Genomic DNA, 13,390 nt, shown 5'->3' with positions numbered 1-13,390 from the left:
CGACAATAACTGCGGCGCATAGTACCACCAGGGTCGATGAGCGCATACTACCTCCATACCTTTCTGAGATTGCACGATACCAGCTGTAGTTTTCACATCGTAGCAGCGCCGGAGAAATCCAATAGGGCCAAGTTGCAATTAGGCTTAAGTGATGGCGACGTGGTGATCGAGTACCATCGGGCAAACCCGGCAGCAGGCGTTGAAGCGGCTTGCGCCAAAGAATTCGCGCCGCACGTTCCAAATCAAGCGATGAAACATTCGAAAGAACTTTGGCAACAAGCCGGCGGACCAGCCAACGACGCTTTCGGGGACGGAGTACTGGGCGGCGCTATTATTGAGCCGCGAGAATAATTCCGCCGAAGTCGTCCGTAGCGACCCGCGGATTGTCTTTGCCGGCGACATTGAAATGGCGGCCACCCAGCCGCGATCCCGCGCCGACGCCGCCGCAGATCAGCGCTGCGGAACCTGGATCCGCCGTGACCGGCACGAATTTTCAGAAGTCGGTGGGGGTCAATGGTGCCGCAAGCAGGACTCGAACCTGCGACCCCGTCATTACGAATGACGTGCTCTACCAGCTGAGCTATTGCGGCAAACCATCGGCGCGGTCGGCAACAGCCAAGACGCGTGGCCTCTGATATCGGGCAACGCGCGAATTGGCAAGAACCCGCGCCGGCAAATCTGGTCCACCAAGCCTCTCCCGCCCGGGAGCCGGAACGGTCCGCACGCGGCAACCGGTCCGATCAATTGTCGCGCCGGGGCCGGTAACCGCGCCAGCCGCTGGGCTGGCCGGGCGGCGGAGAGTTGCGCTCGGTGAATTCGTTGCCGGTCGCTTCTTCGTCGATTCCCGGATCGTCGGGGGCGCGGACGATCGGAATCACCGGCGGCGGACCGGACGACGCCGGCGACTGCCGCCGGTGAAAGATCGGCGGCGCGGGTGGCGGAAGCGGGATCGCGGTCGCGGCTGTCGCAGTTCCGGCATCGCCGTCAGGCGCGACCGACGCCGCGGCCGGCTCCGCCGGCGCAACCATCGCGGGCTCGGCGACGGGCTCGATCGTGACCGTCACCGGCTCCTCCGCCGTGGCGGCTGGCCGCGCCTCCTCAGGCCCCGTGATCATGGTGTCGTCGAAATCATCGTCGAGGACGATGGCCTTGTTCGAGGGCAGCGCGGCGAGCGGCGCTTGCCATTGAAAGGCGTCGAGCCGACCGGTGACCGGCGAAACCGGACGCCAGCGGTCAGAGACATAACCGTCCGCGGTCCACACCGGGTCGTGCAGAGCGCGGACCGCACGCAGCGTCCAGGCCCGGGCGCGGCTGCTGTCGCCGCGTTCGCCATGCTCAATTTCGGCCATCAGCATCGCCACGCGCTGGGTCGGCGTATCGACGAACGGCTCCAGCGCCGTACGCGCACGCTTGAATTCGCCGGCTTCGATCGCCGCGCGCGCCACCGCGAGCCCGCTCTCGAGATGGCCGGGATTCTTCGCCACCAGGGCTTCGACCCGCGCCAGCCGCACATTGGCCGGATCGCCGGGTTTGACATGCGCATAGGCTTCGGCGAGGTCGGGGTGCGGATGCGACAGCCACGCCGTCTCGATAATCTTCATCGCCCGGCGAACCTGACGCGCCTCGCTCATATATTTGCTCGCCAGCACGGCGGCCGGCACCAGCGTCGGCGCCAGCTTGATGGCTTCCAGCACGCTGTCGCGCGACAGGCTCTCGTCGCTGTCTGCGACATCGAGCGCTCGCGCCGTCAGCAACACCCCGCGCTGCCGCCGATAGGCCTTCTTGTCGATCAGGCCGGAGGCGAGATTGTTGTCGAGAATATCCAGCGCGCCGCTCCAGTCGGCCCTGGCGCAGCGAAATCCCAGCACCGCATGCGACGCCCAGGACGAATTGGGCGCCATCCGCAGCGCCTCTTCGGCGATCGCCAACGCGGCATAGGGGTCTTCGGCGCGCTGGGCTTCGATGAACAGCCCGCGCATGCCGAGCGATTTGGTGTCGTCGCGCCCGGCCATCGCCAGAAAGGCGCGGCGCGCGGCGTCGCGGTCGCCTTCAAGCTGCGCCGATTGCGCCTGCAGCAGCAGCGCCAGCGGATCGTTCGGCGCATGACGCCTGGCGGCGCTGGCGTGACCGCGCGCGGTGGCGCTGTCGCCATGGCCGACCGCCAGCAAGCCCTGGGTGATGGCGTGGCGACCGCGCGCGTTACGGCGCTCGCGCCGGCTGCGCCGTACCCGGCCGGGCGCTCCCAGCAGCCCGGTCAGAATCACCCAGCCGAGCACGATCGCCACGATGGTCGAGCCGAGTGCCAGCACGAACACCGGCAGCGTCATCTGGGCTCGCCAGCTGTTCCACGACAGCACGACTTCGCCTGGCTGTTCGGCGACCCAGGCGGCGCCGGCTGCCGCCAGCGCAATCACGACGAGAAACAGGATGATGCGGAGCATGGGAATCCTATGGCGACGTTTTCGGGAGCGCGGCGAGCGCAGCGGCGGCGAATTGACGTGAGGCGGCGAGCGCACGATCGCGCGCCTCGACCTTGTCGATCCAGGATTGAACCGGCTTCCGGTCGGCCGGCGCAAGCGCATTCAACTCATCCCGCGCCGCGGCGAGGTCGTTGCGTTGCGCCGCGGCGGCGGTGCGGCTGACGATCGCGGTGCGATCGATCCCGGCGATGGCATCGGCACGCTGGATCTTGACCAGCCGCTCCGCATTCGCCTGCAGCCGGTCGACGAAATTGGCCGCGGAACCCGGGGTCTGTGCGGGCGGCAACAAATTCGGCAACAGCGGTACCAATTCGCGGCTCAGCGCGGCGGCGCTCGGCACCCCCGACGCCGCGAAAGCATTGAGCGACGCCAGCGCCGCCGCATCGGCCGCCAGCGGCTTCGCGGATTCCAGTATCGCCGCATAGGGCTCGCCATTGCGCACGGCGAGATCGAGCAGCGTCGCGGCGACTACGCGGCGCAGCGGCACGTCGTCGACCGGCGCCGCCACGGGCGCAGGTTCGGGTGTCTTCTCGACGGGCTTTTCCGCTGTTTCTTTGGCTGCGCTGGCGGCGCGCTCGAGCTGATCGAGCCGCCCGTTGATCGCCGCGAGGTCGGAGCCACGATCGGTCGGCGGCGCGGCGGGCGCAGCTGATGTGGTTTCGGCAGTCGCCAGCTTGAGTGCGCCGATCGCACTGGCGAATTGTTCGGACTGGCCGCGCGCTGCGGTCAGATCGTCGCGCAGCGATGCGATGGCCTTTTCCAGCGATTCGACCCGCAAGGCCAGCCCCGGATCGGACGTTGCCGTCGCGACGGCCGCAGCAGTCGGCAGCGACGCAGACGCCGGCCGGGATTCAATGGTCGCGACCCGGGTCGCGAGTGCATTGAGCGCGGCGCTCTCGCTTAGCGGCGCTGTGGCTACCGATGGCGGCATCAGTCCTGGGATCATTCCGTTGAACGCCGCACCGGCCACCAGCACGGCGGCGACCGCGCCGGTGATTGCCGGCAGCAGGATCGTAGAGACCTTGGATACCGGCGGCGGCTGATAGGCGCGCTCAGCGTCGTAATCCGCCTCGGCGGCGGTGGACGATTTTCCGGGCTGCTCGATCACCGACTGCTCCGTCGCTTGCTCCGGCTCCGGTGCTGCCTGAAACGTTTCGGCAGCCTCCGTTGCGGCTATGGTTTCGGCATCCGGCTGCGCCGTGGAACTCTGTTGCAACGAGGCCATCTCCGATGCGAGACGATCAGCAGCGAAGTCTTGCTGCTTCATCGGCACCTCTTGGTCCGTCGTCACTTCTCCATCGACCGCCGCCGGAGATTCCGGCCGGTCCATCTTCCTTGGGGCCTCAAAATGTCCGGGCCTTCGCTTGACCATCCGAAAGTTTCCTCACCCTGCACAGCCGAATCCGATCTCGATTCGGACTGCCTTCTTACCGCGATAGCGGGCTCAGCGCACGATCCAGTGCTTCGAACAACGCAGATTCGTCCGGCGTGCGCGCAACTGTGACCTGAGTAGCGCCCGCTTCCCGCACCACGTCGGATACCGCTTCGGACAGACAATATTGCGGAATCGCCAGCGCCGAGATCTCGATACCGGAGGCTCGCGTCGCGTCGACGAAGGAGCGCGCGCTGCGTCGCGAATAATGCAGCACCGCCTCGATCCCGTTGGCCGCAAACGCTTCGCACACCTCGGAAGGCAGGTTCGGCACGGGTATCATTTTATAGGTCGTCTGCATCACGACGTTGAAACCATCTTCCCGCAATTCGCCGGCCAGATCGCGCGACAGATCGGCGCCCGCAAGATACAATAGTGTGCCGGCTTTTTTCAGTTTCCTGTCGCGCACGGTCGCGACCACCTTGTCGCGCAGCGCCGCGGCGTCGCCATTGGCAACGATCACCTTGCTGAAACCGGCGTCCCGCGCCACCTGCGCGGTATGCTTGCCGACCGCGAACAACGGCAGCTTGAGCAGCCTCGCCATGCCCGGCTGGGCTTCGATTGCCCGTAACGCATTGGCGCTGGTGACGATGACGCCGCCATAGTTCGCCTCGGGATCGTCCTGGAATGGAACCGGCTCGAAGCGCAGCATCGGCGCCAGCAACACCTCATAGCCTCTGGCGCGCAGCGTCGCCGCCGTCACGTCACCGTCAGGTTGCGGTCGGGTGACGAGCATGGCCACGCGCTACCTCCTCGTCAGAGGCCGCGACACGTTGATCACCGAAATGACCTGCCGCATCGGCCGAGCCGCGGAGTGCAAACCGGATGATTGCATTCTCAGACCCCGCAATGCTACGCCGAGCAAGGAAAACGCCGCTTTGGCGGTAAACGCAAGGGCTCAATTTGGCTAGTGATCAAGCCTTGCTGGTGCTGGGGATCGAGACCACCTGCGACGAAACCGCCGCTGCCGTGGTCGAGCGCCAGAGCGATGGCCGCGGTCGCATTCTGTCGAACATCGTCCGGTCGCAGACCGAGGAACATGCGCCCTTCGGTGGCGTGGTACCGGAGATCGCGGCGCGCGCTCATGTCGAGATGCTCGACGGAATTGTCGCATCGGCGATGCAGCAGGCCGGCATCGGCTTTGCGCAACTCTCCGGCGTCGCCGCGGCGGCCGGTCCCGGCCTGATCGGCGGCGTGATCGTCGGTCTCACCACCGCGAAGGCGATTGCGCTGGTGCACGACACGCCGCTGATCGCGATCAACCATCTCGAAGCCCACGCCTTGACGCCGCGGCTGACCGACGCGCTGGAATTCCCCTATTGCCTGTTCCTGGCCTCAGGCGGCCACACCCAGATCGTCGCGGTGCTCGGCGTCGGCAACTATGTGCGACTCGGCACCACGGTCGATGACGCGATGGGCGAAGCGTTCGACAAGATCGCCAAGATGCTGGGGTTGCCCTATCCGGGCGGACCGCAGGTCGAGCGCGCCGCCGCTGCCGGCGATCCGGCGCGCTTTGCGTTTCCGCGGCCGATGCTCGGCCGCGCCGACGCCAACTTCTCGCTTTCGGGTTTGAAGACCGCGGTGCGCAACGAGGCCAGCCGGCTGACGCCGCTGCAGCCGCAGGACATCAACGACCTCTGCGCCGGATTTCAGGCCGCCGTTCTGGACTCCACCGCGGACCGGCTCGGTGTGGGGCTGCGGCTGTTTCACGAACGCTTCGGCGCGCCGCGCGCGCTGGTCGCCGCCGGCGGCGTCGCCGCCAATCAGGCGATCCGCGGCGCGTTGCGCGAGGTCGCCGCCAAGGCGCGGACCACGCTGATGATTCCGCCGCCGGCGCTGTGCACCGACAATGGCGCGATGATCGCATGGGCCGGCGCCGAACGGCTGGCATTGGGGCTGACCGACACCATGGAGTTCGCACCCCGCGCGCGCTGGCTGCTCGACGCCAACATCACCACGCCGGACAAATTCGCCAACACCCGCGCGGGATTTTGACGATCGAGCGATGGCGCAGATGATCTTTCAATTACAGCGAGGCTAGTCCGATGGCGTCGTTTAACTCGATAGCGGTGCTCGGTGGCGGCGCCTGGGGCACCGCGTTGGCGCAGACCTGCGCCCGCGCCGGCCGCGACGTGGTGCTGTGGGAGCATGACGCCGGCAATGCGCAGCAGCTCGAGATTGCACGCGAAAGTCTCTACCTGCCGGGCGTCAAGCTGGAGCGTGTGATCAAAGTGACACGCGCGTTGGCCGAAGCCGCAGAGGCGCAAGCCATCCTGCTGGTGGTGCCAGCGCAGGTGCTGCGTCAGGTGGTGACGCAGCTTGCGCCGCTGGTCGCCGACCGCACGCCGCTGGTCGCCTGCGCCAAAGGCATCGAGCATGGCACGCATAAATTCATGACCGAGATTATCGTCGAGGCCGCGCCGAACGCAGTGCCGGCGATCCTGTCCGGGCCGAGCTTCGCCGCCGACGTGGCGCGCGGATTGCCGACCGCGGTGACCATCGCGGCGCCCGACGCCGGCGTTGCGCAGGCGCTAGCTGAGGCGATGAACAGCGGCAGCTTCCGGCCGTATCATTCGACCGACGTGCGCGGCGTCGAACTTGGAGGCTCCGTCAAGAATGTACTGGCGATCGCCGCCGGCATCGTCGAAGGCCGCAAGCTCGGCGCCTCGGCATTGGCGGCGATGACGACGCGCGGATTCACCGAGATGGTGCGGCTAGGCAAGGCCTGCGGCGCCCGGACCGAAACCATGATGGGGCTGTCCGGCCTTGGCGACCTGGTGCTGACCTGCGGCACGCCGCAGTCGCGTAACTTTTCGTTCGGCGTCGCGCTCGGCCGCGGCGAGAGCGCCGCCACCGCCGCCCATGGCAAACTTGCGGAAGGCGCCTTCACCGCACCGGTGCTGCTGGAAATGGCGCGGATCAAGAACGTCGAGATGCCGATCTCGGCCGCCGTCGCCGCTATCCTCGCAGGCCAGATCAGCGTCGACACCGCGATCGAAGGGCTGCTGACGCGGCCGTTGAAAGCAGAGGAATAGCGATGGCGCATTGGCTGGTGAAATCCGAGCCGTCGACCTGGTCATGGGATCAGCAAGTGGCGAAGGGCGGCAACGGTGAGGCGTGGACCGGGGTGCGCAATCACAGCGCCAAACTGTTCATGATGAAAATGAAGAAGGGCGAGCGTGCCTTCTTCTATCATTCCAACGAGGGCAAGGAGATCGTCGGCATCGTCGAGATCATCCGCGAGGCCTATCCCGATCCCACAGACGAAAGCGGCAAGTTCGTCTGCGTCGACATCAAGGCGGTGAAGCCGCTGAAAACCCCGGTGACGCTGGCGGCGGTCAAGGCGGAGACATCGCTCGCCGAGATGGCGCTGCTGAAGCAATCGCGACTGTCGGTGCAGCCGGTGACGGACGATGAATGGAAGATCGTCTGCAAGATGGGCGGAGTGTAGGCCGCTGCGCCGCTCCACATCCTAACCGTCATCCCCCGCGAAAGCGGGGGACCCAGTATTCCAGAGTGCCCATGCTCAACTGCACGCGCTCTGCAATACTGGATCGCCCGGTCAAGCCGGGCGATGACGGTTGCGCGCAAGAGCGATACAGCGGGCAAGCAGCAACTCTTCGCACGGCAAATTCCTACCCCGCCGCCGCGACCACCTGCGCCAGCAGCTGCTCGCGCTTCGACTGCGAGCGATAGCCCTTCATGGTCGCGGCGAAGCGCTCCAAAATGCCGTCCTCGAAGGCGGTGACGATGGTGTCGTGGACATAGCTCTTGCGGCAGATCGCCGGGGTGTTCGACAATTCATCGGCGGCGGCGCGCACCGCGTCCAACACCTGTTTGCGGCGGCCGCGTTCGCTGGCGGCCGGCGTGATCCGCGACAGCGACTCCAGCACCACGGCGGAGGCCATCAGGGTGCGGAAATCCTTCAGCGAAATCTTGATCCCGGCGATCTCGCGCAGGAACGCATTGACCTGCGTGGTGGAGACGCCGCGGACATTGCCGCCGGCATCGCGGAACTGGAACATCCGCTTGCCCGGCACGCTCAGCAAAATGCCCAGCGCCCGCACCAACTTGGCGGCATCGCATTCCTTGCGCACCGCCTTGCCGCCCTTGGCCTTGAAGGTCAGCACGACGCTGTCGTCCTCGATCGCGACGTTGGATTTGTGCAGCGTGGTGGCGCCGCGGGTGCCGTTAAGCCGCGCATAGGATTCATTGCCCGGGCGGATCGCCGTGCGGGCGATCAGTTCGATCACCGCCGACAGCGCGAATTCGCGGGTCGGCTCGTCGCCGGCCAGATGCATCGACACCGCGCGGCGGATCTTCGGCAGCGCGCCCACCAAGGTGGCGAGGCGATGCGCCTTGCGGGTCTCGCGGACCTTTTCCCAATCGGAATGATAGCGGTATTGCAGTCGCCCGGCAGCATCGACGCCGACTGCCTGCAGGTGCGAGGCCGGATCGGCGGCGTAGCGCACCTTGGCGTAGGCCGGCGGCACCGCCATCGCATGCAGCCGCTTGATGGTGCCGCTGTGCTTGATCGGCGTGCCGTTGGCGCGGACGAAGGAATAGCTCTTGCCGCGCTTAATGCGGCGGATGGTCAACTGGTCCTGAGCGCCCAGCCTGAGGCCGAGACCCTTGGCGAGAAATTCCACGCTGTGACGGTGCACGGCGCCGCGCACGACCCCGGACTCTGCGGAAACCGGCCCGGACGGCTCGAAATTCTGCTGATCCATCATGGTATTTTACGCCTCACCGGCCGTTCAGTGTGCGGTAATGTCAGCTACCGATGTTGGTTCCGGTCGCCGAGCCCGCGCTCGCCGGGGGCATTTAGGGGCTTTCGCAGCGCCGCACCAGCCTGTCTTGGGCGGTAAAAGGTTACTGGATACCTTCGCAACTGGCGGAGCGCCGCGCCGAACCGGCCGAAACGCGATCGTGATCGGCTGCGACGCGATCCGGACGGAGATTTCCGGCTGGCCCATGCCGAGCCGACAAAAGTCCAATGCGTTACGGCTTGTCGCCGGCCCGCACGTCGACGCATACTCGGCGCAACAACAAAGCCGGACGGTGTGGTGGTTTCGAAGTCTCTTCGCCGCCGACGAGATCCTTTTCAACAATTCCGGAATGTCCCTGAGTTTGCTTTGGGCCGATTTCGGTGTTGTCTGACGGGAAGCCGCGGCGCGACGCTCATTCGAACACTGACGGCAAGTACGCGGCAAAGGCCGCAAAGGTGGAGGAAAGTGATGTCCGAGAAGATTTATGACGTGCCGCCGGAGTGGGCGTCGCGCGCCTTCATCGATGACGCGAAATACAAGGAAATGTATGCGCGCTCGGTGAACGATCCGAACGGATTTTGGGGCGAGCAGGGCAAGCGGATCGACTGGATCAAGCCGTTTACCAAGGTCGAGAACGCCTCGTTCGAGCCTGGCCACGTCTCGATCAAATGGTTCGAGGACGGCATCCTCAACGTCGCCTATAATTGCATCGATCGCCATCTCCATACCCGCGGCGACCAGACCGCGATTATCTGGGAGGGCGACAGTCCTTCCGAGTCGCGCCACATCACCTATCGCGAGCTGCACGACGAAGTCTGCAAGTTCGCCAACATCCTGCGCAACCGCAACGTCAAGAAGGGCGACCGCGTCACCATCTATCTGCCGATGATTCCCGAAGCGGCGTTCGCGATGCTGGCCTGCGCCCGGATCGGCGCGATCCACTCGGTGGTGTTCGCCGGGTTCTCGCCGGACAGCCTCGCCCAGCGCATCACCGACTGCCAGTCCAAGGTGGTGATCACCGCCGACGAAGGCCTGCGCGGCGGCAAAAAGGTGCCGTTGAAGGCCAATGTCGACGCGGCGCTGGCCAAATGCAGCGGCGTCGACTGGGTGATCGTGGTCAAGCGCACCGGCGCTGCGGTCGAAATGGATGACGTCCGCGACTTCTGGTATCACGAGGCCTCAGAGGTGGTGACGACGGAATGCCCCTGCGAGCATATGCACGCCGAGGACCCGCTGTTCATTCTCTATACGTCGGGATCGACCGGTCAGCCCAAAGGCGTGCTGCACACTTCGGGCGGCTATCTGGTGTTCGCGTCGATGACGCATCAATACGTGTTCGACTACCATGACGGCGACATCTATTGGTGTACCGCCGACGTCGGCTGGGTCACCGGCCACAGCTACATCCTCTATGGACCGCTCGCCAACGGCGCCACCACGCTGATGTTCGAGGGCGTGCCGAATTACCCGACCAACTCCCGGTTCTGGGAGGTGATCGACAAGCACAAGGTCAACATCTTCTACACCGCGCCGACCGCGATCCGCGCGCTGATGCAGGGCGGCGATGAGCCGGTGAAGAAGACCTCGCGCAAGAGCCTGCGGCTGCTCGGCTCGGTCGGCGAGCCGATTAACCCGGAAGCCTGGGAGTGGTATCACCGCGTCGTCGGCGACGATCGCTGCCCGATCGTCGATACCTGGTGGCAGACCGAGACCGGCGGTATCTTGATCACGCCGCTGCCCGGCGCCACCAAGCTGAAACCCGGCTCGGCGACGCGGCCGTTCTTCGGCGTGGTGCCGGAAATCCTCGATCCCGACGGCAAGGTGCTGGAAGGCGAATGCACCGGCAACCTCTGCCTCGCCAAATCCTGGCCGGGGCAGATGCGCACGGTCTATGGCGACCACGCCCGGTTCGAGCAGACCTACTTCTCGGCCTACAAGGGCAAGTACTTCACCGGTGACGGCTGCCGCCGCGACGCCGACGGCTATTACTGGATCACCGGCCGCGTCGATGACGTCATCAACGTCTCCGGCCATCGCATGGGCACCGCCGAGGTGGAATCCTCGCTGGTGGCGCACGCCAAGGTGTCCGAGGCCGCCGTGGTCGGCTATCCGCACGACATCAAGGGCCAGGGCATCTATGCCTATGTGACGCTGATGACCGGGATCGAACCGTCCGAAGAACTGCGCAAGGAGCTGGTGGCCTGGGTCCGCAAGGACATCGGCCCGATCGCCTCGCCCGACCTGATCCAGTTCGCGCCCGGCCTGCCGAAGACCCGCTCCGGCAAGATCATGCGCCGGATCCTGCGCAAGATCGCCGAGGACGAACCGTCGACGCTCGGCGACACTTCGACGCTGGCCGATCCCGCCGTGGTCGACGACCTGGTCGAGCACCGCCAGAACAAGCACTGAAGCCGATAACGGCGCGCGCTGGGCTCCATCGTTCAGCGCGCGTCATCCTGTTTGAACAAGATGATTCTGGCCGATTGAGGCGCTTCGGGCAAAGCCCGATGGCAGCGGGCTCGCGACGCCCCCCTCGAAACAACTCTTCACGCCAACGACCGATCAAGAAGATTTGTGGGGCCCAATCCGGCGCATCGGTCGTTTTCCCGGCCGGTGTTGTTTTCTTGGCATTTACTTTGTTTGCAGGATTTTCTTTGTTTGCCCGCGCTGGAGCCTTCCCGGGCTACCTGCGAACACCGGTTGGTTAACGCACGAGGTTAGGATTGCGTGACCCGACTGGTCGGGGACCCGGATTTGCCGTGTCCTGACGCGATGGCGACGACAAATTGGAGAGACTTATGTTCCTGGGAACGCGATTGGCGAGGATTGCATTGGCTGCCGCGACGTTGATCGGCGCCGGATCGCTGGCGGCACCGCGCGCGGAAGCGCGACCGGATCTGGTGACGTTCCGCGGTGACTTTTCGCCCGGCACCATCGTGGTCAAGACCAATGAGCGCCGGCTCTATCTGGTGGTCGAGCCCGGCCAGGCCGTCCGCTACCCGGTCGGCGTCGGCAAGGCCGGCAAGCAATGGGCGGGTGTCACCCGGATCGACGGCAAGTATCGCAATCCAGCCTGGTCGCCGCCGCGCGAAGTGAAGCGGGACGTCCCCTCGATCCCGGATGTGATCCCGGGCGGCTCGCCGTCCAATCCGATGGGCGTCGCCGCGATGACGCTGGCCGGCGGCGAATATGCCATCCATGGCACCAACCGGCCGGGCTCGGTCGGCGGCTTCGTCTCCTATGGCTGCATCCGGATGTTGAACGCCGATATCACCGACCTCTATCAGCGCGTTTCGGTCGGGACCACCGTGGTGGTCTCGCGCTGATCCGGATCTGATATCTGATCAACCGGCAGCAAAAAGCCCCGTTTGCAACGGGGCTTTTTCTTTTTTGATGCGAGCGTCGATCAGCGCCGCGGCACGATGCCCGGCGGCGGCGGCGGCAGCGAGGCCGCTCCGCCGTTCAGCAGTGGCGTGATGTTGCGGATGGTGACGCGGCGGTTCTGGCGTTCCGGACCGTCGGTCGCAATTTTCAGATACTGCGCGCCATAACCCTGCGACGTCAGGTTTTCCGCCGGCACCTGGAATTGCTCGGTGAGCAATTGCGCCGCGGCCTCGGCGCGGCGATCGGACAGCGACAGATTGTCGATGTCGTTGCCGGTGGCGTCGGTGTGGCCTTCGATCAGGAACACCAGCCGCGGATTGCGCGAGATCGCCCGGTTCAGACCGTCCGCGATCACCTGCAGCTTCGAAGCCTGGTCGGGGGGAATTTCCCACGACCCCAGTTCGAAGGTGATGGTGTCGAGATCGATCGACGGCATGCGCTGGCGCACCGCGGGGCTGTAGCGGATCTCATCCAGCGAGTAGCGCCGCGCGATCCGCTCCACCGGCGGCGCCAGCAGCGTGTCGTAGATCAAATCAGCGGACGCGCCTTCGGCATCGACGATGTAGCGATCGCGCGGAATCCGCAGCACCGGCGGCGGCAGATCGACATAGAATCCGGCGGGCCTATTGGCATAGCGCGGCGCGCGATAGTCGTTGTCGATGATGACGATCTCGCGACCGTCGCCGCCGCGCCGGATCCGGCGCAGCAGGCGGCCGTCACGGTCGTTGACCGTGATGATCTCGGTGCCGTCGGGCCGCACCACGATGGTGCGGATATCGGCGCCGACCTGCTGGGTGCGGACATCGGCGGCGCCGTAACGGAAGCGGTCGACCTCATTGTGGCGCACGAACGAACGTCCGCTGGGATCACGCACAATGATACGCCCCGGCTCGGTGATGACGGTGCGGCCATCCTGCACCGTCTCGCGCCGATCACCACGGAAGTCGTCCATCCGACTCCCCCCGGGTTGCGGCGTTCCCCGAGCGATCGGGGCCGTGCCTTGCGGCGCCGGCGCCGGCGGAATCGGTGCGGTCGCCATCGGCGGGACGCGGCCTGCACCCGCCGCTCCGAGCGGCAAGCCGTTCTGACCGGGGATATTTTGCCGTCCGTCCGAACGGCTTCCCGGAGCGGGCGGCAGCGGCGTGGTGGCTGCCGGCGGTAGCGGCGCCGGAGCTATCTGCGCCGGCGACGCGCCGAGCGGACGGGCACCCAGCGGCGGCGCGGATTTGTCTGGGGGCGGAGCGGTAACCGGCGGCGGCGCGGCTGGAGCTGTCTGCGCCGGCGAGCCGAGCGGGCGAGCGGGCGGCGGCGTTGCCGGCGCAGCT

12 protein-coding genes and 1 tRNA gene are annotated in these 13,390 nt (G+C 66.0%); 7 read left to right on the top strand and 6 right to left on the bottom strand.

Annotated features, from left to right (window positions below; translation table 11 throughout):
• Positions 1 to 36 precede the first annotated feature (36 nt).
• Positions 37 to 351, top strand: a complete 315-nt coding sequence (locus tag HXX15_RS20065; protein WP_296518258.1) for a hypothetical protein — start codon at positions 37 to 39, stop codon at positions 349 to 351.
• A gap of 163 nt (positions 352 to 514) precedes the next feature.
• Here the strand turns inward: HXX15_RS20065 and HXX15_RS20060 are convergent.
• The 4 genes from HXX15_RS20060 to HXX15_RS20045 all read right to left on the bottom strand — a co-directional run bounded on the left by HXX15_RS20060 (position 515) and on the right by HXX15_RS20045 (position 4,654).
• Positions 515 to 590, bottom strand: a tRNA-Thr gene (locus HXX15_RS20060).
• Between the two features lie 150 nt (positions 591 to 740).
• Positions 741 to 2,441, bottom strand: a complete 1,701-nt coding sequence (locus HXX15_RS20055) for a heme biosynthesis HemY N-terminal domain-containing protein (RefSeq protein WP_296518256.1) — start codon at positions 2,439 to 2,441, stop codon at positions 741 to 743.
• Between the two features lie 7 nt (positions 2,442 to 2,448).
• A complete protein-coding gene (locus tag HXX15_RS20050; protein WP_296518255.1) occupies positions 2,449 to 3,747 on the bottom strand; it encodes a hypothetical protein in 1,299 nt (432 codons plus the stop codon).
• 160 nt (positions 3,748 to 3,907) lie between these two features.
• Positions 3,908 to 4,654 carry a uroporphyrinogen-III synthase gene (locus HXX15_RS20045; RefSeq protein WP_296518253.1) on the bottom strand — a complete coding sequence of 249 codons (747 nt, stop codon included), beginning with the start codon at positions 4,652 to 4,654 and terminating at the stop codon, positions 3,908 to 3,910.
• Between the two features lie 179 nt (positions 4,655 to 4,833).
• On the opposite strand from HXX15_RS20045, the gene tsaD reads away from it, so the two are divergent.
• Genes tsaD through HXX15_RS20030 form a run of 3 tightly spaced genes read left to right on the top strand, consistent with a single transcriptional unit; the run spans position 4,834 to position 7,363 of the window.
• Complete coding sequence (gene tsaD / locus HXX15_RS20040; RefSeq protein WP_296518651.1) at positions 4,834 to 5,907, top strand: tRNA (adenosine(37)-N6)-threonylcarbamoyltransferase complex transferase subunit TsaD; 1,074 nt, start codon at positions 4,834 to 4,836, stop codon at positions 5,905 to 5,907.
• 50 nt (positions 5,908 to 5,957) lie between these two features.
• On the top strand, positions 5,958 to 6,947 hold the full coding sequence (locus HXX15_RS20035; RefSeq protein ID WP_296518251.1) for an NAD(P)H-dependent glycerol-3-phosphate dehydrogenase: 990 nt from the start codon (positions 5,958 to 5,960) through the stop codon (positions 6,945 to 6,947).
• Between the two features lie 2 nt (positions 6,948 to 6,949).
• Positions 6,950 to 7,363: an EVE domain-containing protein gene (locus HXX15_RS20030; protein WP_296518250.1), complete on the top strand. Its 414-nt coding sequence runs from the start codon at positions 6,950 to 6,952 to the stop codon at positions 7,361 to 7,363.
• 184 nt (positions 7,364 to 7,547) lie between these two features.
• Here the strand turns inward: HXX15_RS20030 and HXX15_RS20025 are convergent, their stop codons facing one another.
• A complete protein-coding gene (locus HXX15_RS20025) occupies positions 7,548 to 8,645 on the bottom strand; it encodes a DNA topoisomerase IB (RefSeq protein WP_296518248.1) in 1,098 nt (365 codons plus the stop codon).
• A gap of 196 nt (positions 8,646 to 8,841) precedes the next feature.
• On the opposite strand from HXX15_RS20025, the gene HXX15_RS20020 reads away from it, so the two are divergent.
• The 3 genes from HXX15_RS20020 to HXX15_RS20010 all read left to right on the top strand — a co-directional run bounded on the left by HXX15_RS20020 (position 8,842) and on the right by HXX15_RS20010 (position 12,007).
• Entirely contained in the window at positions 8,842 to 9,072 is a 231-nt protein-coding gene (locus HXX15_RS20020; protein WP_296518246.1) for a hypothetical protein, read from the top strand.
• A gap of 77 nt (positions 9,073 to 9,149) precedes the next feature.
• Positions 9,150 to 11,090 (top strand): acetate--CoA ligase, encoded by a 1,941-nt coding sequence (gene acs / locus HXX15_RS20015; protein ID WP_296518243.1) that lies wholly within the window; start codon positions 9,150 to 9,152, stop codon positions 11,088 to 11,090.
• A 389-nt stretch (positions 11,091 to 11,479) separates the two neighbouring features.
• Complete coding sequence (locus HXX15_RS20010) at positions 11,480 to 12,007, top strand: L,D-transpeptidase (RefSeq protein ID WP_296518241.1); 528 nt, start codon at positions 11,480 to 11,482, stop codon at positions 12,005 to 12,007.
• A gap of 80 nt (positions 12,008 to 12,087) precedes the next feature.
• Here HXX15_RS20010 and HXX15_RS20005 read toward each other — a convergent pair whose 3' ends face one another.
• Entirely contained in the window at positions 12,088 to 13,017 is a 930-nt protein-coding gene (locus HXX15_RS20005) for an OmpA family protein (protein WP_366558600.1), read from the bottom strand.
• Positions 13,018 to 13,390 lie beyond the last annotated feature (373 nt).

Source organism: Rhodopseudomonas sp. (genome assembly GCF_013377015.1).
GTDB lineage: Bacteria > Pseudomonadota > Alphaproteobacteria > Rhizobiales > Xanthobacteraceae > JARJEH01.
This window is presented reverse-complemented; position numbering and strand designations above follow the sequence as displayed.

Excerpts from the sequence above, each read along its gene's own strand:
- HXX15_RS20030 (WP_296518250.1), top strand. The coding sequence starts at position 6,950 with ATGGCGCATTGGCTGGTGAAATCCGAGCCGTCGACCTGGTCATGGGAT.
- HXX15_RS20035 (WP_296518251.1), top strand. The coding sequence starts at position 5,958 with ATGGCGTCGTTTAACTCGATAGCGGTGCTCGGTGGCGGCGCCTGGGGC.
- HXX15_RS20065 (WP_296518258.1), top strand. The coding sequence starts at position 37 with ATGAGCGCATACTACCTCCATACCTTTCTGAGATTGCACGATACCAGC.
- acs (WP_296518243.1), top strand. The coding sequence starts at position 9,150 with ATGTCCGAGAAGATTTATGACGTGCCGCCGGAGTGGGCGTCGCGCGCC.
- HXX15_RS20025 (WP_296518248.1), bottom strand. The coding sequence starts at position 8,645 with ATGATGGATCAGCAGAATTTCGAGCCGTCCGGGCCGGTTTCCGCAGAG.
- HXX15_RS20050 (WP_296518255.1), bottom strand. The coding sequence starts at position 3,747 with ATGAAGCAGCAAGACTTCGCTGCTGATCGTCTCGCATCGGAGATGGCC.
- HXX15_RS20005 (WP_366558600.1), bottom strand. The coding sequence starts at position 13,017 with ATGGACGACTTCCGTGGTGATCGGCGCGAGACGGTGCAGGATGGCCGC.
- HXX15_RS20055 (WP_296518256.1), bottom strand. The coding sequence starts at position 2,441 with ATGCTCCGCATCATCCTGTTTCTCGTCGTGATTGCGCTGGCGGCAGCC.
- HXX15_RS20010 (WP_296518241.1), top strand. The coding sequence starts at position 11,480 with ATGTTCCTGGGAACGCGATTGGCGAGGATTGCATTGGCTGCCGCGACG.